This is a genomic window from Pseudomaricurvus hydrocarbonicus (assembly GCF_011602365.1).
In the GTDB taxonomy this organism is placed as follows: Bacteria; Pseudomonadota; Gammaproteobacteria; order Pseudomonadales; family Cellvibrionaceae; genus Pseudomaricurvus; species Pseudomaricurvus hydrocarbonicus.
This window is the reverse complement of the sequence record NZ_JAAONZ010000018.1, coordinates 120,245-140,617: the sequence shown is the minus strand read 5'-3', so window position 1 is coordinate 140,617 and position 20,373 is coordinate 120,245. Positions and strand designations below refer to the sequence as shown.

The 20,373-nt window shown below is 57.4% G+C and carries 19 protein-coding genes; 7 read left to right on the top strand and 12 right to left on the bottom strand.

All coding sequences use genetic code 11. The features are described from left to right. Positions 1-191: 191 nt before the first annotated feature. The 3 genes from G8770_RS19190 to G8770_RS19180 are packed head-to-tail and all read right to left on the bottom strand — an operon-like array spanning position 192 to position 1,911. On the bottom strand, positions 192-731 hold the full coding sequence (locus G8770_RS19190; protein ID WP_167190804.1) for a YgjP-like metallopeptidase domain-containing protein: 540 nt from the start codon (positions 729-731) through the stop codon (positions 192-194). After that, entirely contained in the window at positions 728-1,012 is a 285-nt protein-coding gene (locus tag G8770_RS19185; RefSeq protein WP_167190801.1) for a helix-turn-helix domain-containing protein, read from the bottom strand. Before G8770_RS19185 ends, G8770_RS19190 begins: the two co-directional genes overlap by 4 nt. Continuing rightward, positions 1,012-1,911 (bottom strand): alpha/beta fold hydrolase, encoded by a 900-nt coding sequence (locus G8770_RS19180; protein WP_167190798.1) that lies wholly within the window; start codon positions 1,909-1,911, stop codon positions 1,012-1,014. The genes G8770_RS19185 and G8770_RS19180 overlap by 1 nt, the downstream gene beginning before the upstream one ends. Before the next feature lie 524 nt (positions 1,912-2,435). On the opposite strand from G8770_RS19180, the gene G8770_RS19175 reads away from it, so the two are divergent. Continuing rightward, positions 2,436-2,924: a hypothetical protein gene (locus tag G8770_RS19175; RefSeq protein ID WP_167190795.1), complete on the top strand. Its 489-nt coding sequence runs from the start codon at positions 2,436-2,438 to the stop codon at positions 2,922-2,924. A gap of 152 nt (positions 2,925-3,076) precedes the next feature. Here the strand turns inward: G8770_RS19175 and G8770_RS19170 are convergent, their stop codons facing one another. The 4 genes from G8770_RS19170 to lpxC all read right to left on the bottom strand — a co-directional run bounded on the left by G8770_RS19170 (position 3,077) and on the right by lpxC (position 7,157). Continuing rightward, on the bottom strand, positions 3,077-4,585 hold the full coding sequence (locus tag G8770_RS19170; protein WP_167190792.1) for a glycosyl hydrolase family 79 N-terminal domain-containing protein: 1,509 nt from the start codon (positions 4,583-4,585) through the stop codon (positions 3,077-3,079). Between the two features lie 377 nt (positions 4,586-4,962). Continuing rightward, entirely contained in the window at positions 4,963-5,163 is a 201-nt protein-coding gene (locus G8770_RS19165) for a hypothetical protein (protein ID WP_167190789.1), read from the bottom strand. A gap of 283 nt (positions 5,164-5,446) precedes the next feature. Further along, positions 5,447-5,959 carry an Hsp20 family protein gene (locus tag G8770_RS19160; protein ID WP_167190846.1) on the bottom strand — a complete coding sequence of 171 codons (513 nt, stop codon included), beginning with the start codon at positions 5,957-5,959 and terminating at the stop codon, positions 5,447-5,449. A 253-nt stretch (positions 5,960-6,212) separates the two neighbouring features. Continuing rightward, positions 6,213-7,157, bottom strand: a complete 945-nt coding sequence (gene lpxC, locus G8770_RS19155) for a UDP-3-O-acyl-N-acetylglucosamine deacetylase (RefSeq protein ID WP_167190786.1) — start codon at positions 7,155-7,157, stop codon at positions 6,213-6,215. Between the two features lie 177 nt (positions 7,158-7,334). Between lpxC and G8770_RS19150 the strand changes: the two genes are divergently transcribed. The 6 genes from G8770_RS19150 to G8770_RS19125 all read left to right on the top strand — a co-directional run bounded on the left by G8770_RS19150 (position 7,335) and on the right by G8770_RS19125 (position 13,601). Continuing rightward, positions 7,335-8,348: an AraC family transcriptional regulator gene (locus tag G8770_RS19150; RefSeq protein ID WP_167190783.1), complete on the top strand. Its 1,014-nt coding sequence runs from the start codon at positions 7,335-7,337 to the stop codon at positions 8,346-8,348. A 92-nt stretch (positions 8,349-8,440) separates the two neighbouring features. After that, entirely contained in the window at positions 8,441-9,067 is a 627-nt protein-coding gene (locus G8770_RS19145; RefSeq protein ID WP_167190780.1) for a uracil-DNA glycosylase family protein, read from the top strand. Between the two features lie 145 nt (positions 9,068-9,212). Beyond that, positions 9,213-10,235: an alpha/beta fold hydrolase gene (locus G8770_RS19140; RefSeq protein ID WP_167190777.1), complete on the top strand. Its 1,023-nt coding sequence runs from the start codon at positions 9,213-9,215 to the stop codon at positions 10,233-10,235. A 265-nt stretch (positions 10,236-10,500) separates the two neighbouring features. Continuing rightward, positions 10,501-11,469, top strand: coding sequence for an NAD(P)H-dependent flavin oxidoreductase (locus G8770_RS19135; RefSeq protein ID WP_167190774.1), 969 nt, complete (start codon positions 10,501-10,503; stop codon positions 11,467-11,469). 173 nt (positions 11,470-11,642) lie between these two features. After that, positions 11,643-12,782, top strand: coding sequence for an aminotransferase-like domain-containing protein (locus tag G8770_RS19130; protein ID WP_167190771.1), 1,140 nt, complete (start codon positions 11,643-11,645; stop codon positions 12,780-12,782). A gap of 429 nt (positions 12,783-13,211) precedes the next feature. Then, complete coding sequence (locus G8770_RS19125; RefSeq protein ID WP_167190768.1) at positions 13,212-13,601, top strand: hypothetical protein; 390 nt, start codon at positions 13,212-13,214, stop codon at positions 13,599-13,601. Between the two features lie 46 nt (positions 13,602-13,647). Here G8770_RS19125 and G8770_RS19120 read toward each other — a convergent pair whose 3' ends face one another. The 5 genes from G8770_RS19120 to G8770_RS19100 all read right to left on the bottom strand — a co-directional run bounded on the left by G8770_RS19120 (position 13,648) and on the right by G8770_RS19100 (position 20,265). Next, the gene (locus tag G8770_RS19120; protein WP_167190765.1) at positions 13,648-14,832 is read right to left on the bottom strand and encodes a PilT/PilU family type 4a pilus ATPase; all 1,185 of its coding nucleotides are present in this window, start codon (positions 14,830-14,832) and stop codon (positions 13,648-13,650) included. 232 nt (positions 14,833-15,064) lie between these two features. Then, positions 15,065-16,714 carry a DHA2 family efflux MFS transporter permease subunit gene (locus tag G8770_RS19115; RefSeq protein WP_167190762.1) on the bottom strand — a complete coding sequence of 550 codons (1,650 nt, stop codon included), beginning with the start codon at positions 16,712-16,714 and terminating at the stop codon, positions 15,065-15,067. 38 nt (positions 16,715-16,752) lie between these two features. Continuing rightward, positions 16,753-18,042: an HlyD/EmrA/EmrK family protein gene (locus G8770_RS19110; RefSeq protein ID WP_167190759.1), complete on the bottom strand. Its 1,290-nt coding sequence runs from the start codon at positions 18,040-18,042 to the stop codon at positions 16,753-16,755. Then, positions 18,035-19,666: an efflux transporter outer membrane subunit gene (locus tag G8770_RS19105; RefSeq protein WP_167190756.1), complete on the bottom strand. Its 1,632-nt coding sequence runs from the start codon at positions 19,664-19,666 to the stop codon at positions 18,035-18,037. The genes G8770_RS19110 and G8770_RS19105 overlap by 8 nt, the downstream gene beginning before the upstream one ends. Further along, the gene (locus G8770_RS19100; RefSeq protein ID WP_167190753.1) at positions 19,663-20,265 is read right to left on the bottom strand and encodes a MarR family winged helix-turn-helix transcriptional regulator; all 603 of its coding nucleotides are present in this window, start codon (positions 20,263-20,265) and stop codon (positions 19,663-19,665) included. The genes G8770_RS19105 and G8770_RS19100 overlap by 4 nt, the downstream gene beginning before the upstream one ends. Between the last annotated feature and the right edge of the window lie 108 nt (positions 20,266-20,373).

Genomic DNA, 20,373 nt, shown 5'->3' with positions numbered 1-20,373 from the left:
GGAGTTGTGCCCTGAAAAAGGAAATCGTTCAAATAGTAAACTGAATCAGGGCTTGAAGCTCAAACTGGCCGCTGGCGCGGCCTTGATTGCGACGAAGCTGGGTATTGGTGAAACATCCGGGCTAACGTTGCACAGACCCGAGCACTCTGCTGCCCGGGAATAAGTGGCAGTGCTTTATTGGGCATCATTGATCAGCCAATCCCCATGTTGCCATACACCTCGCCGAATAAATCCAGGTGGGTTAAGTACAAACGCAAATCAAATTCATACTGGTGGTAGTTCGGCTCCATGTGTCGGCACAGCTGATAGAACTTCTTGTTGTGTTCTTTTTCCCGAAAATGTGCCAGTTCATGCACGGTAATCATCTTTAAAAATTCGTCGGGCACGGTGCGAAACAAACTGGCGATCTTGATTTCATTCACCGCTTTTGTTTTTTTGCCGTGAACCCGGGTGATGAAATGGTGCTGACCCAGGGCGTGCTGAATCACTTTAATCTTTGCATCGTAGACGACCCGATTTAACGGCTGTGCCTTGCTCAAATACTGATTTTTAAAGTCAATGGTGTAATTGTAGAGTTGCTTGTCGGTGCGTATGTCGTGAATTTTTGGGTATTTTTGACGCAGCAGATTACCGAGTCTGCCTTGCTGGGTCACCGCTGCCACCTGTTGCAGGGTTTCGGCCGGGTACCCCGTCAAATATTTCAGACCCGGGGTCGGCTTGTGTGTGCTCATCTTTCCTGCTTTCCTCGTCGATAGGCCGATGGCCCCATGCCCACAGTCGCATCAAACGCGCGTGAAAATCCCGGTTGGCTGGCGTAGCCCACGTACGCGGCAATTCCACCGATGGCTTTGCGGGTTTTATCCAGCTGTTCGGCGGCGGCGTACATGCGCAGACGGTAGTCTTCCCAGCTGATGCCCATGGCCTTTTGAAAATTGCGTCGGGCGTGTGAGGCGGCCCGGCTTGTTAGTTTTGATGTCAGGTTTATTTCCAGAATCAGGTGTATTTGAGCCATCAGGAGTCTGTGGGCGGTGAGAGAAAATCTGTCACCACCCCAATGAATTGGTCAAACTGATCATGGTGCAGCCAATGGCCTGCACTCTCAAAGACAAAACCTTGTGCTTTGGCAAAATGCGCTTCCAGCTGACGCACCGCCGGCGTGAATTTCCAGCTGTCTTCGGCGTACAAAAACAGCGTGGGGGCGGTGACGTGTCTCCAGACTTCGCCGGTTTCCTGAGTAAAATCTTCGGGGGCAAAGACCCGGGTCAGAGGGTCGCGTTTCCAGGCAAAACCGCCGTTTACAGCTTTCACTGCATGTTGGGCCAGGCGCTCGGCGTTGGCGTGGGACAGACGCTTGTTGTCCTGCATGAAGCGTTTGGCGGCATGTTCAAGACTGGGCAGAACGCGGGTCGGTCGTGCGGCGATCAGCCGCCGCTTCTCGATCCAGTTGCGGGTGCGGGCCACGTCGCCTTCTTCGGCCCAGCGCTGGCGGGCATCGGCTGACGGGCCGTGGCCATCGACGATCACCAGTTGCTGGACGCGCTCGGGAAACATGGCGGCATAGCGCAGGGCCACCACGCCACCAAAAGAGTGAGCCACAATGGAGGCTGCTTGGGCGTTGAGGTGTTCCATCAGGTCGGCCAGCTCCATGACAAAATAGGACGTGAAGTAGGCGCCATCGGGGGACCATTGACTGTCACCGTGTCCGCGCCAATCCGGTGTGATGACATGCCAGTGGTTACGCAAACGCTGTGCGGTAGCGTCCCAGCTGCGAGCGTGGTCACCGTTACCGTGCAGAAGCAACAACAACGGCGCTTGTGCATTGCCCCAATCCAGATAATTGAGTCTGAGCCCCTGTGAAGACCACTGGCAGGCCGTGGGTTCGTCGCGAATATCAACGGTATGTTGAGACATAAAGGCTGAAGTCCTGTGTATACGGTTTGATCAAGTCTTTATACAATTTTTTGTCGACTACTGTTTTATCAAATACTGTTTTATCAAGCACTCAAGCCAATGCGCAGCGGTGAGTCTTTCAACGCCAGGCCGCCAGTTTATCAAAGAAAAGCCATTTTATGGTTAAGAAAGTCCTGCCGTCGTGTGTTGAAAAATACACCGCCTTGAGTTCATCGGAGGGGACTGAGCAATACCCGTGTCGTATACAACGCAATAATCCCCAGGCTCCCTTGATGCCCGGTTGATATTTGTAGGGTGGTCGCGGTGGGGCGAATGGACGCACTTGCTGCATTGGCGGATTCAGGGGGGGCTGTCTACACTCTTAACCTGCTTGAGCGCACGCTTTCAATAGTGGTTGTATATTTTTATGTAGGTCTTCCTGTCGGTCACTGTCTGTGTGTGACATGTGGCGTCATAACCCGGCTGATGGGGGCCGTCTCAAGGTCGATAAAAACATTATTCACACAAACTCGAGGTATCTTGTCATGAAAATGATCCGCCTGTTGACACTGTTTTTGTCTTGCTGGTTATTGCTGGTTGGCCAATGGAGTGTCGCTGATGACGCCACCTGGGCCGACACCTTACAGCAAAAAATTGACAGCCTGGACTTAACCGATATGCAAAAAAGCAGTATCGCTGAGGCCTTCGGGGCCGCCGACGCGGCCTATGAGAGGGCTATTTTTGCGACCAGAGCGACCGTTCGAGAAACCTTGACCGACGATCAGCGTCAGAAACTTCAGGACATGGCGGATGAGGAAATTCAACGTCGCCTGCAAGGGGACGATACGGTGCGTACCCAGTCCATTGCCGAATTGGCCAGTGATCTGGAGGTGACCGATGAGCAATCTTCCCTGATCCGCGGTGCGTTGAGTGATCTGGGCAATACGCTTGATGGCATTGATGCACAGTTGCGCGATCAGGTGAAGTCGGTGCTTGATGCTGAGCAAATCGCTAAAATCAAATCGTGGTTTTAATCGCCGCGCACAATGAACATGCAATCCTGATGACGGCAGATAACCGGTCTTCCGGTTATCTGCTGAGTCAATGACTTGCCTGCTCGTTGGTTGTTCGTTTTGTCTGCAGTAATGTTTTCACAGATTTCAAACAGAAAGTCTAAAAATCACCGTCAGTCTGGAGTCTCTGACTTCGAACAGCGCCAAAAGCTGATGCTGTAAGGCGCCAGATTGCCTTCGAATGTTTTTGCGGGAAACTCATCCAGTCGCACTTTACCCCGGTTAAATCGGACTTTCTTGCCATTGATCCTTACTCGCCGGCTGGTTAAGGCTTTGGCGGTCATTTCATAGCCGCTGGTGATGGTGGCCAGCCATGAGGGCGGCAGCTGCAGGTTCACCACACGGTCTTTCAGGTTGATCACCAACAGGGTTTTTCCTCGGCCTTGTTTGGCTGAGTGCAGATAACAGCGCACCGCCTTGTCGCTGCTGTTTATGGCGTAAACTTGCGTACCCATCATTTGTCCCCACAACCAGCTGACCCAATAATCGGGGCGGGGTTTCAGGGTGAGGCGGGCGATCATGCCGTAATCTCCGCCAATCAGGGATTGCCGCACCATCACTTTTTGGCCCAGTTGGGCTCCCAATCCCAATTGATCCGCCCACCAGAAACTGGAGGCCCAGCGATCCGAGAGCTCTGGTTGGCCGCCACATTGAGCGGAGCCTGTTTCGCCGGTCCACAGCTCAGCCTGGGGTTGATAGCGATCGCGCAACCCCTTGAGTTGTTCTGCGTAAAGCCGGTAGTCTTCAAACGATTTGGGGTCGAGTAATTGATGCAGACGGGCCTTGCGGGTGTGTATCGGGCTGCGGTCGCTTTGAAACGGGTAGTAATGCCAGTCGACGATGTCCAGGGGGTAGCGCAGGGCCGATAAAAATTTCGGTGTAATGTTGCTGACCGGACGAAGGGTTTCACCCAGTTTGGGCCAGAAAGCGCTGCCGGGGCCGGAGATCCTGGCCTGGGGAAAGTGGTTGATGATCAGTTCACAAAAGCTGTCGTAATCCCGGGCCAGGTGTTTGGCGCGGGGTTGGGAGAGTAAGCCGTGAAAGGCCCAATAGGCATTGAGTTCGTTGCCCAGTTCAAACACCTCAATCCGGTATTGTTGTTGTTGGCTGTAGTTTAACAATTCCAGTAATTCGGAGCCCTGCCAGCGCCCGTGCTGCTTGCGTTTGAACAAGCCGTATTTGCAGGTAAAGATCAGTTTGAGGTTGTTGCGCTGCAGCAAGCCATGCAATGCATCCCACTGTTGACGGGTGAGAGTCAGGGCATTCGGCTCGTTTTCCGGTTGGCTGAAGTAGTGAATCTTGTCCGCTTCCGAGCCGCCAACCCGCAGGTAGGCCGGTCCCAGCAGTTTGATCAGGCGATCCAGTTTTTTGGATTGGAGTTTCAGCGGTGTCACCCGCAGGGTGCCCAGTCCGCGCTGAGAGTTGAGGGCCCCCTCCCACCAGTAGCCACCGGCCAGCAGGGAGATGTCCACCGAAAAGGAGAGGTAGCGTTGTTCCGTTTCGGCCACCGGTACGTCGCCTGGTCCGGTCAGGGTTACCGGTTCGTTGAGGATAGCGGGTCGTTTAAACCTCCACCAGAACCGCCAGTCGGACATTTTAACATTGCTGCAGAGTTCGGGCATGAGGAAGGGCCAGCCTGTGTGATCGGCATGTTCAACAGAAGGAAACACTCAAAAGCCAGACGCGTTCAAACGTCAGTCGTGCTCAAACCGCCGATAAGTTCAAATCACAGAGTGGAACACAGCGCAGGTTTCAGAATGATGAAGGTGGCCATTCGGGCCGTTGCGGTCATCAGGATCACACAGAATAAATCGTTGACGTCGATGAGGTGAGGCGGTGCTGTGATTGCCCGGATACAGAATGACACTAGCGGTTGAACAATGGACCTGGGACCAATTGGACCTGGGGACAGTCGCGAGCCAGCGGTTCTGGAGCCGTCCACAAGCGCCACAATGCCGGGCTGCGACTGGTTAAGTCCGTGTTGATGGACCAGCTTAAATCAGTGTTTATGGTGCCAGCGTTTTAGCGCAGAGTGGCCGACAAACCAGGCGACGCCGGCGAGTATGGTCAGCAATGAGATTAGGGTGTGGGTACCGGGCTCGGCATCAATGTAAAACAGAAAACCCATCATCATCACGAACAGGGCCATCGCCAACTGCAGATCCAGTTTTTTACCGTTGTTAAAGTCAGGGTGTAACATGATCACCTCCTGCGATGGGTGACTGCTGCTCATACTTTAAGTACTGCTGCTCATACTTTAAGTATAGCGCTGCCGGGAGACGACCAGATAAAGGAATTGGTGTTAAATCCAGACATTCTAAAATCATAATGTAATATAAGTTGTGCCATGAAAACCCGATCACAATCGCCGAGGAACACTCAGATGGGGTGCCTCACCGTTTAAATGATACTCAGAATGCCGGGCGCCCCCGCCGCTGAACGACGTCAGACGGGGCGCACCGGCGATTGTGCAAGCTCAGTCCTTAATGCCTTTGTTCATCCCTGACGGGAGAGGCCCGGTCGGCATCATGTTCCAACACCCGGCTCTCCTGATTGAGATCAGTCTGATCGGAATTACCATCGGTAATGGCGATGGCTTTGGGCTTCATCGCCTCGGGAATTTCCCGAATCAGGCTGATGGTCAGCAGGCCGTTGTTGAGGCTGGCTTCGGTGACTTTGACGTAATCCGCCAGGTTAAATTTGCGCTCGAAGGTGCGGTGGGCAATGCCCTGATGCAGGTATTTGCGCGCATCTTCTCGGTCTTTTTTACCGCTGACGGTAAGAACGTCTTTTTCCACTTTAATATCGAGTTCGCCTTTTTCAAACCCCGCCACCGCCAGGGTGATGGCGTATTGATTCTGATCGTGTATTTCAATGTTGTAGGGGGGATAACCCGGTGTCACTGATTCAGTGTTCAGTGCTGAATCCAACAGTGATGCCATACGATCAAAGCCAATGCTGCTGCGATAGAGTGGAGTCAGGTCAATTGAGTTCATCATTTATCCTCCATCAGAAGCAATAACAATAAAATCAAAGGTTGCCGGAAACACTCGCTGAGGACGCACTCCCGACACTGATTATTTAGGGGCCGTGAGTGGAATTTCAAGGGCATTGTTAAATGAAAAATGACTAACAGGTGACGTCCTCAGGAACAGAAATTATCTTCCAACAGGGGCTTTGTCGTCATGCGGGGCGCTGCGCTCTGGACCTCCATATCCCGGGTCTGTCAGGTTGCCGGCGCCTGTGCGATTAAGTGGCTGCCTCATGGTTAATCGATTCCTCGGTCAGCTGTTCCCAGTTGACAATTGCATCTTCGAGAGTGGTCATTGTCCAGTTGCGGTCCCGGTACATCAGGCTGCGCAACAATTGATTGTTGAGGCGATGGCCGCTGCGCTCTCCGACAAAGCAGCCGACAATCTGAACACCGAGTAAGGCCAGATCACCCACGGCATCGAGTATTTTGTGACGGACAAACTCGTCCTCAAAGCGCAGGCCTTCGGGGTTGGCGATCTCATCGTTATCAATCAGGATGGCGTTGCTAAGAGCCCCACCCTCAGCCAGTCCCAGGGTTTTTAGCGTGCCAACGTGCTCCGAAAAACCGAAGGTGCGGGCAGCACTGATGTTGTGGGCAAAATTGCGCGGGTTCATCGGCATGACCATTTTTTGTTTGCCGATGAGCGGAGAATTGAAGTCAATCGTCATGTCCATCCAGGGTTCCGGGAAGGGAATGAACCCCGCCTGGGCGTTGCCGTCTTGAACAAACACGGGTTGTTGAATGACGATGGCCATGCGTTCAGCGGCCTGGGGGGTCAGTCCCACTGCCAGAATCTGATCCACAAAGGGTTTGGCGCTGCCGTCCATAATCGGGACTTCGGGCCCGTCAACATCAATTTGGCAGTTATCAACACCGCAGGCAGACAATGCCGCCAACAGGTGCTCCACCGTGGTAACGCTGGTTCCCTGATTGTTCGAGATCGTGGTCGACAGACGCGTATCGCTGACGTTCAGCCAGCGAGCGGGAACGAGGTTGTAAGGAGGCTGCAGGTCCAGGCGGCAAAACTCATAGCCGGTATTGGCCGCGGCCGGTTTGAGGGTCATGCTGACGGCTTTACCCGTGTGTAGGCCACGCCCAATAAAATGGATGGAATTGTTCAGAGTATGTTGCAGGTAATCGGAATGTGTCACTGCTTGCATTTGAATATCCTCCGCAATTTGCCGAGGTTCATCATAGGAAGCGGTGCCTGTCAGCGCTGATCGATCCAGACCGAATGTTAATCGCTCATTTGTCTTTTCACGCCAAGGTTTTATCCTAGAGAGAGGGCCTGTTAAGGCCGATGCCAATCTGGCAAGCGTGCACCGGGAGAGGAATCCATGGCAGAGTCAACGTTAAGTTCCTGGGCACTGTTGGTGTGGGATGAGTTGAGCGCCAGGGGACTGGATGCTGACAGAATATTTCGAGAGGCGGGGTTAGACCCCTCATCGCTGAGAAATACCGTCGCCCGCTATAGCATCCAGCAGATGCAAACGTTGTGGCAGTGGGCCCACGCGAACACCGGCGACGATTTCGGTGTCTGTGCCGGCAAGCGCTGGAGTCCAATGACGTTCCATGCCCTGGGGCTTGCCTGGCTGGCCAGTGCCTCTTTGGGAGAGGCGCTGTACCGGATGACGCGCTATGGCAAGTTTGTGAATGACGGTGTCTGCTATGAGCTGAGCTCGGAAGGCCTGCAATATCGCTTTAGCATTCGTGCCGTTGACACGTTGGGCGAACGATCCCCGCCGTCGGTGGACGCCAGCATTGTGGCCCTGCTGAAGATGATCCGTATGTTGCTTGGAGAAAACTACAGTCCCATTGAGGTGCAATGCCCACACCCGCCTAACGCGGCAAGTCTGTTGCTGGAGCAGCAGGTGCGCTGTCCGATAACCTTTGGCGGTGATGCGGTGGAGGTTCTGTTTCACCGGCCGGACATCGAAAAAGTGTTGCTCACGGGTAATACCGAACTCAGTCTGGCCAACGAACAAATTGTGGTTCAACACCTTTCTGATCTGGCGCAAAGTGACCTGACCACCCAGGTCGAATTGGAAATCACCAAGCAAATGCCGTCGGGTCAGTTGAAAGAAGACAATATTGCCAGGGCGTTAAACCTCAGCCGCCGCAGCATGCAGCGACATTTGGCCGACGAGGGGACGTCTTTTGCCCAGCTGCTGGAAACAAAGCGCAGACGGTTGGCGGAAACCTATCTGCGCAATGGCGCGTTAGCCATCAGTGAAATTGCCTATTTGCTGGGCTATTCCGAGCAGGCCAATTTTACCCGCGCCTTCAAACGCTGGTTTGGGGAATCGCCGACGCAGTTTCGGCAAATGCCGGACAATGCTGAAAAACGGTAATCCCCTTGAGGGACCGGGACAGTTTAGAGGTGACAGTTTAGAGGTGACAGTTTAGAGGTGACAGGGGACGGAAAACAGGAGGGGTCAGAGACGTGCGCGGGCCGATTGAAGATTTTATTGCGGCATTAACCCGGCAACACAATACCGCCACCGTGGCCAATCCCTATCGGGATCCGAGGCTGGCCGGCAATCTGCAACGGTATCTTCAGGCGATGAACAACATGACCGGCAAGCGGATTTTGCTGGTGGGCGAGGCCCCGGGCTACAAGGGCTGCAAGTTGACCGGGATTCCGTTTTCCAGTGGCAAAATATTCCAACAGTTCAACCATCCGCTGTTAAAACAGTTGGCGGCGCAGATTAGCCTGGATACGGTGGAGTCGGAAAACACCGCCACCATGGTGTGGGAATACCTGTCCCGCAAACGCACCACGCCGTTATTTTGGAACGCCTTTCCTTTTCACCCGCATCTGCCGGGCAATCCACGCAGCAATCGGGCACCGACGGCCGCCGAGATCGCAGCGGGCATCAGCCATTTGCAACGTCTGCACGACTTCTATCAGCCGGACTTTATTGCCGGTATTGGTGCCAAGGGCGTGTGCTCCGCTGAAACGGCGTTTCCGCAAGAGGCGGTAATGGCCATCCGTCACCCCTCCTACGGAGGAAAGGCCGACTTCATTGCCGGCATGAACAAATTGATGCGGAAAAAGCGCACTCCGTGAGTGTGGGTTTTTGGGCGGGGCAGGTCAGCGCAACCGGGTGAGGATGTCCGCCGGGGGATAAAGTCGGCTAATGCCATTATACTTTCAGCCGCCGTTGGTCTCGTCAGACGGGGCTGAATAACCCAGGATCAAGGAAAGAGGTCGTATGAAACACCGTGTTGTTATGCTGATGGTACTGTTTGGCCTGTGTGTCGGGCACAGTCAGGCGCAAAACTCCCCCGCCGTGCCTGCAGAGTCGGGCTCAGGCTTTGACGCCCGGCTCAGCGGTTATGCCTACCCGTTTCCCACCGCGACGTTTGCGCTGTCGTCGCAGCAGCAATCGCTGGAGATGAGCTACATGTGGTTGCCCGGTGATGCGGGCAAACCCGTGGTCGTGTTACTGCACGGCAAGAACTTCAATGGCGCCTATTGGCAGCAAACCGCCAGTATGCTGGCCGCGCAGGGGTATGGTGTGCTGATGCCCGACCAGATCGGTTTTGGGAAGTCCTCCAAGCCCACCGCCTATCAGTACTCTTTTGCGGCGCTGGCTCACCATACCCGCCAGCTGATGGCGGCGCTGCAGATCGAGCGGGCGGTGATGGTCGGGCATTCCATGGGGGGGATGCTGGCCACACGCTTCGCCCTGAGTTATCCGGAGGCGACCGAGCGGCTGGTGCTGGTGAATCCCATCGGCCTGGAAAATTACCTGCATTACGTGGCGTACCAGGATGTCGCATTTTTCAACAAGATGGAGCTGCAAAACTCACCGGCGGGCATCGTTGCCTACCAGCGCAAGAACTACTACGACGGCAACTGGAGTGAGCGCTACGCGGCATTGACCGAGCCCCTGATGGGCTGGGTGCAGGGGCCGGACTGGCCGCAACTGGCCAAGGTCAGTGCGCTGACCTACGACATGATCTTCACCCAGCCGGTGGTGGAGGAGTTTGCCCGGCTGCAAGTGCCCACCGCGCTGATTCTCGGTACCCGGGATCGCACCGGACCCGGTCGCCAGTGGCAGAAGCCGGGGGTGGCTTATGAGCTGGGGCGCTACGATCAACTGGGTGACAAGGTGCGCCAGCGCAACCCGGCGATCCAGCTCTATGAGTTGGACGGGCTGGGGCACCTGCCCCACATTGAGGATTTTGAGCGTTTTCAGGCGGCCCTGGCCCAGGCCCTGTCGACGCCCTGAGCACCGTGTCATTTTTGCCACCTAATTGGCCAAAACCGTTACCAAGAGCGCTTTCGCGGGGGAGTCGTCGAGATTCCCCCGGTTATGGATTAGAGTTCAGGCCCCAGCTGACGAGGGCCGTTGGTTGTATGCCGGTGGCGTTATATCAGCGGCTGCCATTTAAGCCTCGACAGACATGGCACGAATAACAACCGGATGAGGCCTGCGGGTACTCGCTGGACGGATGTAAATATCGGCGCTGGCCGACCAGAGACAGGAACGAGTAATGAAAACACGTTTGACCGAACTACTGGGTATCGAATACCCGATCATTTGTGGTGGCATGATGCGCGTTGGCACGGCCGAACTGGCAGCCGCCGTGTCCAATACCGGCGCCCTGGGCATTATGACCGCGCTGACACAGCCAACGCCCGAATTGCTGAAGCAGGAAATCGAAAAGTGTCAGTCCCTGACCGACAAGCCTTTTGGTGTGAACCTGACCGTGGGTGTGGTTTCCACCTCAATCAACTACGACGACTACGTGGACGTGATCTGCAACAGTGGCGTTAAAATTGTCGAAACGGCGGGTCGCAGCCCCGAGCCGTTCATGGAAAAATTCAACGCTCACGGGATCAAAGTGATTCACAAGTGTGTGGCTGTGCGCCACGCGCTGAAAGCACAAAAAATTGGTGTGGCGGCGGTCAGTATCGATGGCTTTGAGTGTGCCGGTCACCCCGGTGAAGAAGATGTACCCGGTCTGGTGCTGATTCCGGCGGCGGCTGACCAGCTGACCATCCCGGTTGTCGCTTCTGGCGGTATTGCCGATGGACGCGGTCTGGTGGCGGCCATGGCCCTGGGGGCCGAGGGCATCAACATGGGTACGCGTTTCGTGGCGACTCAGGAAGCGCCAGTGCATGAGAACGTCAAACAAGCCATCGTTGACATGAAAGAAACCGACACCTCGCTGATCTTCCGCAGCTACCGCAACACCGCTAGGGTCTATGACAACGACGTTGCCAAGAAAGTGCTGGAAGTGGAAAAGGCCGGCGGCGAATTTGGTGAAGTACACGAGTACGTCTCGGGCAAGAACCAGGACAAAGCCTGGACCACCGGTGATGTGAACGCGGGTATGGTGACCTTTGGCATGTGTGGTGGTCTGGTGAAGAGCATCCCAACCTGCCAGGAATTGGTGAGCGAAATCGTCACCGATGCCAGGCAGATCATTACCGATCGCCTGAACAAGTTTATCGGTTAATCATCTACTGCGGGTCGTCACTTGTCTCAGGTGATCGGCTTGCTTGATGTCTGCCGCACATCTAACGATGTGGGCAAAAAGCCAGCTTCCGGTGGAGGCTGGCTTTTTTTATGCCGGTTGAATCCGTTAACCCGGTCGTTGTAAAACGGGGACGTTTTCGGCAGTCTTGGAACATGACTTACCAAATTACCAAGCCTCGGGGCATCATCGATCTGGGGGTGGGGCAACCCGACCCGCAATTGCTGCCCGCTGCCCTGTTTCAATCCTCCGGCGTTCAGCGTCAGGATCTGGCCTACGGCGAAGAAGCCGGTGATCGCCGTTTCAGGACGCTGCTGGCGGAGTTTCTGTCACAGGACACGGGGTTGACCCAGAGCCTGTCCACACACGCAGCCCTGCAGCAGGGCATCGAAGCCGAGCAGTTGCTGATTACCACCGGATCCTCCAACGCGCTCGACCTGATCTGCAGTCGCTATGCGCGGCCTGGGGATACGGTGTTGGTGGAAGACCCCACTTACTTTATCGCACTCAACCAGTTTGCCGAGCATGGCCTCAAGGTGGTGGCTGTGCCGATGGATGAACACGGACTCTGTGTGGCGGCGCTGGAGCTTGCCCTGCAGCAGCACCGGCCGGCGTTTATTTACACCGTTCCGAGCTACCACAACCCGACCGGCATCACTCAGCCCGAAAGTCGGCGCCAGGCGTTGGTGGCGCTGGCGAAACGCTATCAATGCCTGTTGGTCGCCGATGAGGTGTATCAGTGTTTGTATTTTGACGCGGCGCCGCCGCCACCGCTGGCGTGCTTCGATCCCGAGGCGCCGGTGCTGTCGATTGGCAGTTTTTCAAAAATTCTGGCCCCGGGTCTGCGCCTGGGCTGGATACAGGCCTCCTCTGAGGTGCTGCCCCGGTTGCTGCAATCCGCCCTGCTGAAAAGTGGCGGCGGGCTTGCCCCGGTGACGTCGGCGCTGGTGGCATCATTGATGGCGCGGGGTGAGTTTCAGCGTTTTTTGACGGACTTGCGTCGCACCTTGCGTGCACGTCGGGACCGGTTGCATCACAGCCTGCAAGCCCGGCTTGGCGCCCAGTTGGATATAAATTGCCCCGACGGCGGGTATTTTTTGTGGGCGACGCTCAGGGATGGCGGTGATGCGAGCGAGTCCCTGAGCGCTGCGAGACGCGAGGGAGTGAGTTTTTTGGCCGGTCAAAGGTTTTCCGTCAATGACCGTTTCACCGCCAGCATGCGTCTGTGTTTCGCCTGGTATGACGAGGATGAACTCGACGAAGCCTGCGTCAGACTGGCCCGGGCGCTGGGCTAAGGGCGCTGGGCTAAGGGCGCTGGGCTAAGGGCGCTGAAGTAGGGGCGCTGAAGTAGGAGCGTGGTACCGGTTCTGGCACAGATTGCCGGCACCGGTGTTGGAAAAAAGACTAGCGAGCCCCGCCGTTGAACCTTTGGCCTGGCGCCGCTCAAGTTTCACAGGCGCTGTAGCCGATAAGGGGCTACAGTGGGGTTCTGGTACTGCAGTGATGTTCCGGAGCTGCCGGGCTTGCTGGTACTACAGTGATGTTCTGGTACTAGAGGGCTTTCTGGTACTACAAGGGTCTTCCAGTACTACAGGGATCTTCCAGAACCACAAGGGTCTTCCAGAGCTACAAGGGTCTTCCAGTACTACGGGGGGCTCTGAAACCTGTGGCCGAGGCATGTCTGAAGGTCGAGCCGTGAGCGTGAATGTTAAAAGGAGTCACCCATGATTACGTATGCATACTGGTTTTTGGTCATCATTGTTGGGATTGCCTTGCTGGTCCTGTTTGGCACCAGAAACAAATGGAAGCTGGCCATCATCAGTTGTGGGCTGGTGTTTATCGCCGGCATGCTGGCCTACTATTTTCACTTTGAACAGGTGTTTGTGAAACGCTATGGCGGGGTGATGTCGGTGTCGGTGCCAAAAGGGCACCGACACATTACGGCCACCTGGAAAGATGAACATTTGTGGATTGAAAACTACGATCCGGAAAGCAACACCTGTTACTTCAATGAATATTCGAAAGGCAATCTGCTGCAGGGCAAGGTTGTCATCAAAAACTGTTCCCCCGTGTCGCTGTCGAGTCCCTCGGGGGGCCGGGCAGCGGCGCCATAACCGCTGCTCAACCACCTCCGGTGGGCTCTGCTCGAGGCCGCCGGGATCAGAACTGCATACTGGCTTCTTCTTCCTCGTCCTCGATGGACTCCAGACTCAGTTCGAGACCGGTGCTGGTTTTCGACTCGCTGTCGTCCTCACCCTCGGTTTCCGCGGCCGGTGGCTTCTTGCCTTCTTCATAGAGCTTGATGCGCAGGCGCAGGTTGTTGGCGGAGTCGGCGTTGCGGATGGCCTCGTCGTAACTGATGCGCCCCTCGGCGTAGAGTTTGAACAGGGCGGCGTCAAAGGTCTGCATGCCCAGGTTTTCTGACTTCTCCATCATTTCCTTGATGGAGTGGAACTCCCCTTTGAGGATCAGTTCATTGATGGTCTGGTTGCCGAGCAGAATTTCTACCGCCGCGCAGCGCTTGCCGTCAACGGTGGGCACCAGCCGCTGGGAGACAAACGCACGGATGTTTTGCGACAGGCTCATCAGCAATTGCGGGCGGCGCTCTTCCGGGAAGAAGTTGACGATGCGGTCCAGGGCCTGGTTGGCGTTGTTGGCGTGCAGGGTGGAGATGGCCAGGTGGCCGGTTTCGGCGAACGCCAGGGCGTGGTCCATGGTCTCGCGGTCACGGATCTCACCAATCAAAATCACGTCCGGGGCCTGACGCAGGGTGTTCTTCAGTGCCGCCTGATAGCTGCGGGTATCGACCCCCACTTCGCGCTGGTTGATGACACTTTTCTTGTGTTTGTGAACATACTCCACCGGATCTTCAATGGTGATGATGTGGCCGCCGCTGTTGCTGTTGCGGTGATCAATCAACGCCGCCAGTGAGGTGGATTTGCCGGAACCGGTTCCGCCGACAAACAGCACCAGACCGTTTTTCTTCATGACGATGTCTTTCAGGATCGGCGGCAGTTTGAGGTCATCAAATTTAGGGATATCGGTGACGATGTTCCGCGCAACAATGGAGACTTCGTTGCGCTGGCGGAAGATGTTGATGCGAAAGCGGCCGACATTGGGGATGCTCATGGCCAGGTTCATTTCCAGGTCGGCCTTGAAATCCTCTTTTTGCTCGTCGTCCATGATCTCCATGGCAATGGCTTCCACCTGCCCCGAAGCCAGAGGCTCTTTTGACAATGGCTTCAGCGTGCCCTGAAACTTGGCGCAAGGGGGGGCGCCGGTACTCAAATAGAGGTCTGACCCGTCATTCTTGGCAAGTATGCGAAGATAATTGGTAAAGGTCATAGTAAAACATCCTTTCGCAGTTTTTATGAAGAATTATGTGCCATTTTCCCGGTCGCCAGTCTACTCAATCCCCACGGCATGAGCCAGTGCAAAAGGGCGCATAAAACCGCATTCAGGATTGAGGTCTGGTGTGCCGCCGCTGTGAACTCACGACAGCGACACGCTGGTTTTAATGCCCATCCCTCATATCCTGGTGCCCATCCCTCATATCCTGGTGTCCATCCCTCACAGCCTAGTGTCCACCGCCCCCATCGACGTGTGCGTGCTTGCCGTGAACCGGCCGGGTCCACCAGATGGCGAGCACCAACACCAAAAACATCAGCGACGAAAACAAAAAGATGTCGTTGACGCCCAGGGTGCTGGCCTGAACCGAGAGTGCGCGCTCAAACACGGCGTGCGCCTGTTCATTGCTCAGACCCAGTTGTTGCATGTTGTCCAGCCCGTCGGTGAAGGTCGGGTTGTAGGCGTTGGCTTGCTCCATCAGGTGGGAGTGGTGCATGGCGCTGCGGTTATCCCAGGCGGTGGTGGCAATGGATGAGCCAAAGCCCCCGAACAGCACCCGCACAAAATTGCTCAAGCCACTGGCGGCGGGGATTTGTTCCGGTTTCAGACCGGACAGCATCAGCATCGACAAGGGGGTGAAGAACAGCGCCATGGCGATCCCCTGCAGGTAGGCGGGTAACATCACCGTACTCAAATCGACCCCGGCGTTGAACAGTGAGCGCATGTACAACACCACCGCGAACATCAGGAAGCCGGCGGTGGCGAGTAAGCGCGCATCCACCCGGTGCAGGTTGCGGCCGATGACGGGCGACAGCACGATGGCAAACACCCCGACCGGGGCCATCGCCAATCCTGCCACGGTGGCGGTGTAACCAATTTGGGTTTGCAGCCACAGCGGCAGTACCACCACGTTGCCGAAAAAGGCTCCGTAGCCGAGGGACAGGGCGGTCACGCCACCGAGAAAATTGCGGTTGCGAAACAGGGTTAAATCCACAATGGGGTGTTTTTCATTCAGCTCCCAGATCAGAAAGCCGACAAAACCGATCACCGCCACTGCGGCCAGCGTGATGATTTGCCCGGAGTGAAACCAGTCCAGCTCGCGCCCCTTGTCGAGCATCAGCTGCAGGGCGGCAATCCACAGCACCAGCAGTGACAGGCCGACGGTGTCGACGGGCAGCTTTTGGGTCGCGGTCTCACGCTGGCCGTAGATGTTCCAGGTGGCGTAGGCGGCCAGTAAACCCAGTGGCACGTTGATGTAAAAAATCCAGGGCCAGGAATAGTTGTCCGAAATCCAGCCCCCTAAAATGGGGCCTGCCACCGGTGCCACCAGCGTGGTGACGCCCCACACCGCCATGGCCGTACCGGCTTTGGCCTTGGGGAAACTGGCCAGCAGCAGCGACTGCGACATGGGAATCATGGGGCCGGCGACCGCGCCTTGCAGCACCCGGAACGCGATCAGCATTTCAATGCTTTGTGCCATTCCACAGAGGAAGGAGGCCAGCACGAACAGCAGCGTCGAGGCGAGGAACAGGCGCACCTGGCCAAAGCGCTGGGACAGCCAGCCCGTTAATGGGATGGAGATCGCATTGGAGACGGCAAAGGAGGTGATGACCCAGGTGCCCTGGGTGGGCGAGACGCCAAGATCGCCGGCAATGGTGGGAATGGCGACGTTGGCAATGGACGCATCCAGCACGTTCATAAAGGTGGCGAGTGACACTGCCACACTGCCGATCGCCAGCGCCGCACCCTGCAGGGGCGGCAGTGTGATCTCCGCACCGCGCCCTGGAGCCAGGGCAACAGAAGCCCGGGCGCCTGGACTGTGGTCACTGGGAGGGGTGCCGCCGCTAGAATTGGTGGCGCTGTCAGCCGGGTTGGCCATGGCAGAGTTCCTTGGGAGTGGCCCGGGGTGGGCCGGTTTTAGTCAGCTTGCGCCTGCGTGATTGCCGAACCGGCGCGGAGCAGCGGGCCGGCATTGGCTTTGATGACCTGGTCCACCAGGGCGTCGGCGTGTTGGCCGGCCAAGTCATACACGCGGGTGACGTAGGTCGCCTGCGGGTGTGAGGAGGCCTGGGTCAGTTGAGAGCCGCTGTCATCGCGGATGTCGACTTCGGCCTTCATGGACAAACCAAGGCGCAGCGGGTGGGTTTTCAGCTGTTCGGGGTCCAGGGCAATGCGCACGGGCAGGCGCTGGACCACCTTGATCCAGTTGCCGGTGGCGTTTTGCGGCGGCAGCAGGCTGAATGCGCTGCCGGTGCCGGCATCCAGACCGACCACCTTGCCGTGATACTCCATGTCTTTGCCGTACATGTCGGCGCTCAGCGTGACCGGCTGTCCGATGCGGATATGGTGCAGCTGGCTCTCTTTAAAGTTGGCATCGACCCACACCTGCTCCAGGGGAATCACGGCCATCAGCGGCTTGCCCGGGGCGATGCGCTGACCCAGCTGCACGCCGCGCTTGGCAATAAAGCCATCGATGGGCGAGGGAATGGTGGTGCGCTGCAGGTTCAGGTAAGCCGCTCGCAATTGTGCCGATGCGGCCAGCACTTCCGGGTGGGTATCAATGGCGGTGTTTTCGGTGAGGGCGACATTGCCCGCCAGGGCTTCGCGGGCGGCAAGCAAATCCGCCTGTGCGGATTTCACCGCGACTTCACTGTGGTGCAGTTCTTCAGAGGACACCGCGCCGCTTTCACTCAGGCCGCTGCGCCGTTTGAGGTCGGCCCTGGCGCGGGTCAGGGCGGTTTCCTGCAGGTCGATCTGCGCCAGTAGGGCATCATTGCTGGTGAACAGCGAGCGCACGCGGCGCACGCTCTGGGCCAGTTCGGCCTCAGCCTGTGCCAGCGCAACCTGGGCATCGGTGTCATCGAGTTTCACCAGTGGCTGGCCAGCCCGGACTCGATCGGTGTCATCGGCGTAGATGGCCACCACCGTGCCGGCGGTCTGTGGGGTGACCTGAATGATGTTGCCCTGCACATAGGCGTCTTCGGTCTCTTCCTGAAAACGGCTGACGAGGGTCCAGTGGGCAAACCACAGAGTCCCAATCAGCGCAAAAATACCGCTGGCGATCAGCAGCTGGCGGCGGCGCTTGTCGCCACTGTTGGCTGCGGTCGTATGATTGCTGACCGGCGTCTCGTGGTTGCTGACAGGTGTCTCATGGTTGCTGACAGGCGTCTTGGTGGCAGCAGCGGCCGGGGTCGTTGAATCATTCATGGTGGGATTCCTGAGGGTGAACCTGACTGGCCAGGGCGGTGGTTGCCGGTGTGCCGGTGGTTGTTTGGGGTGGGTTTACCGCGGCAATGGCGCTGGCGGACGGTGCAGAGGGTGACGCTGCGACCTCTCCGGTGGCGGGGTAGCCGCCCCCCAGCGCGCGGGACAGTTCCACCTGCACGGTGAGGGTCCGCATCAACAGCTGCGAGCGAAACAGTTGCTGTTGCAGCACCATACTCTGGGCATTGAGCACGGTGAGGTAATTGCCGAGCCCGGCGTGATAGCGCTGCAGGGCCAGGTTGTAGGCGGTACTGGCGGCCTCCAGAGCCAGCTGTTGCTGCTCAATCTGGGGTTGCAGGGCGCGGTAGCTGTTGAGCTGGTCGGCCACATCGCGCAGGGCCTCAATCAGGGTCAGGTTGTAGTTGGCCACGGCCGCGTCGTAGTCGGCGTAGCGGGCTTTCAGGCCGGAGCGCAAGCGGCCGCCGTCAAATATGGGCAGTGACAGGGCCGGGCCGCCACCGTAGTTTTCACTGCCAGAGCGCACCAGTCGCTCCAGTCCGATACTGGAATAACCGGCAAAGGCCACCAGGTTGATGTTGGGGTAGAAGGCCGCTTTAGCGGCATCGGTGTCGTGCTGGGTGGCCTCCACCTGCCAGCGCGCCGCCACCAGATCCGGTCGGTGGCCGAGCAGGTCAACCGGGAGGTTATCCGGCGCTTTGAACGGCTTGGACGTGCCGGCGCTGACCGGGGCTGCGGGCAGAGGGGCCTGCAGGTTCAGGGCGCGATCCGGGCCGGCTCCCAACAGCGCTGCCAGGGCGTGCTGGGTGTTGACGATGCTCTCTTGCAGCTGAGCGATGTTGGTGCGGGTCAGGGGCAACTGGGTTTCCGCCTGCTTCAGTTCGACCTGGGTGTCCAGGCCGGCGCTCACCCGCTGTTGGGTGAGGGTGTAGATCTGCTGGCGCTGGGCCAGGGCGCTCTCGCCAATGCGCAGAAAGCTCTGCAATTGCGCCAGTTGGAAATAGGTTTTGGCCACCGCACTGGCCAGCATCAGGCGAGCACTGGCCGTTTGCGCGGCGGCGGCGGCCTGGCGGGACCGGCTGGCCTCCACCGCGGCTCGGTTGCGGCCCCAGAAGTCCAGTTCATAGCTCCCCTGCAGCGTGAGATTGCCGCTGTTTTCGGTGGACCCTCCGAGCGGTGCCGGGTACATGCCATTTTCGGTGTAGTGCTGACGTGTGGCGTCGATGGACAGCCCCAGTGACGGCAGAGTCGCGGCCTGTGAATGTTCCAGCGAGGCACTGGCGCGGGCCACGTTGGCGGCGGCTTGGGCCAGGGTTGGGCTGTTGCTCAGGGCCTCGTCCATCAGGCCGTCGAGCTGAGGATCGTTAAAGTGTTTCCACCAGGCCCGGGACGGCCATTGGCCGGCTTCTGAGGACAGACTGTGGCCACTGCTGAGGGCGTCCACCGCCAGCGGGCTGTGGTCGCTGCCAAGACCGCGGTAGTTGGCGCAACCGCTCAGGCCGACGCCAACCAGTAACAGGGCGGCGATGAGCCCCCACCTTGCTGGAAAGGCCAGGATCGGGTTGGCTGAAGAGCCACGGAGCCCGGGAGGGACTGGTAACCGGGTCATGTTGATTCCTTGTGGCCAGCCGAGTCGATGTCTGCCGAATCATGGTCTGCCGTATTACAGCCTGCTGAGGCCTGAGGCTGATCCAGCAGTTTGTTCAACAGCCGTTTCAGCGTGGTGATTTCGTCGGCGTCAAAGTGCTGCAAATGGTCATTGAGCACATTGATGGCGATGACGGGCATCTTCTCCACCACCAGCTTGCCGAAGTCCGTGAGCACAATGTTGATGACGCGCCGATCCTCGGTGCTGCGCTCCCGGCGGATGAGAGCCTTGGCCTCCAGTCGATCAATCATGCGGGTGATGGCGCCGGTATCACCGCTGGATTCACGGGCGAGGTTCGCCGCCGTGGAGCAACTCTGTTCACTCAGCAACATCAGGATGGCGAACTGCGGGTGAGTCAGGTCATAGGGCAGTAACTGCTTGTCAATGGCCCCCGACAGCATGTTGAAACTGCGCTTCAACAGGTAGCCGACACTTTGGCTCAGCCGGTAACCCTCCAACTGGTAGGGGCCGTTGGGGTTTTCGACTTTGAGGTTGAGGATGTCCTCGATCAGGGCCGCGCTGGCCGCGGTTTCGTTGTCTGCGCTCTTGGGGGGTACCATCACCTTGGCCTGTCTGTTGGGGTCGGGTTGTTAAGATCGAATTGTTAAGATCGATTGGTTGAAATCGGTCGGCAGACCACAGCGACACCATGTGTGTCGAGCTAATAC

Bases quoted from the DNA above. Each gene is read 5' to 3' on its own strand.
- G8770_RS19190 (WP_167190804.1), bottom strand. From the start codon at position 731: ATGAGCACACACAAGCCGACCCCGGGTCTGAAATATTTGACGGGGTAC.
- G8770_RS19100 (WP_167190753.1), bottom strand. From the start codon at position 20,265: ATGGTACCCCCCAAGAGCGCAGACAACGAAACCGCGGCCAGCGCGGCC.
- G8770_RS19120 (WP_167190765.1), bottom strand. From the start codon at position 14,832: ATGACCTTTACCAATTATCTTCGCATACTTGCCAAGAATGACGGGTCA.
- G8770_RS19170 (WP_167190792.1), bottom strand. From the start codon at position 4,585: ATGCCCGAACTCTGCAGCAATGTTAAAATGTCCGACTGGCGGTTCTGG.
- G8770_RS19160 (WP_167190846.1), bottom strand. From the start codon at position 5,959: ATGAACTCAATTGACCTGACTCCACTCTATCGCAGCAGCATTGGCTTT.
- G8770_RS19185 (WP_167190801.1), bottom strand. From the start codon at position 1,012: ATGGCTCAAATACACCTGATTCTGGAAATAAACCTGACATCAAAACTA.
- G8770_RS19110 (WP_167190759.1), bottom strand. From the start codon at position 18,042: ATGAATGATTCAACGACCCCGGCCGCTGCTGCCACCAAGACGCCTGTC.
- G8770_RS19165 (WP_167190789.1), bottom strand. From the start codon at position 5,163: ATGTTACACCCTGACTTTAACAACGGTAAAAAACTGGATCTGCAGTTG.
- G8770_RS19180 (WP_167190798.1), bottom strand. From the start codon at position 1,911: ATGTCTCAACATACCGTTGATATTCGCGACGAACCCACGGCCTGCCAG.
- G8770_RS19130 (WP_167190771.1), top strand. From the start codon at position 11,643: ATGACTTACCAAATTACCAAGCCTCGGGGCATCATCGATCTGGGGGTG.
- G8770_RS19150 (WP_167190783.1), top strand. From the start codon at position 7,335: ATGGCAGAGTCAACGTTAAGTTCCTGGGCACTGTTGGTGTGGGATGAG.
- G8770_RS19135 (WP_167190774.1), top strand. From the start codon at position 10,501: ATGAAAACACGTTTGACCGAACTACTGGGTATCGAATACCCGATCATT.
- G8770_RS19105 (WP_167190756.1), bottom strand. From the start codon at position 19,666: ATGACCCGGTTACCAGTCCCTCCCGGGCTCCGTGGCTCTTCAGCCAAC.
- G8770_RS19140 (WP_167190777.1), top strand. From the start codon at position 9,213: ATGAAACACCGTGTTGTTATGCTGATGGTACTGTTTGGCCTGTGTGTC.
- G8770_RS19175 (WP_167190795.1), top strand. From the start codon at position 2,436: ATGAAAATGATCCGCCTGTTGACACTGTTTTTGTCTTGCTGGTTATTG.
- lpxC (WP_167190786.1), bottom strand. From the start codon at position 7,157: ATGCAAGCAGTGACACATTCCGATTACCTGCAACATACTCTGAACAAT.
- G8770_RS19125 (WP_167190768.1), top strand. From the start codon at position 13,212: ATGATTACGTATGCATACTGGTTTTTGGTCATCATTGTTGGGATTGCC.
- G8770_RS19115 (WP_167190762.1), bottom strand. From the start codon at position 16,714: ATGGCCAACCCGGCTGACAGCGCCACCAATTCTAGCGGCGGCACCCCT.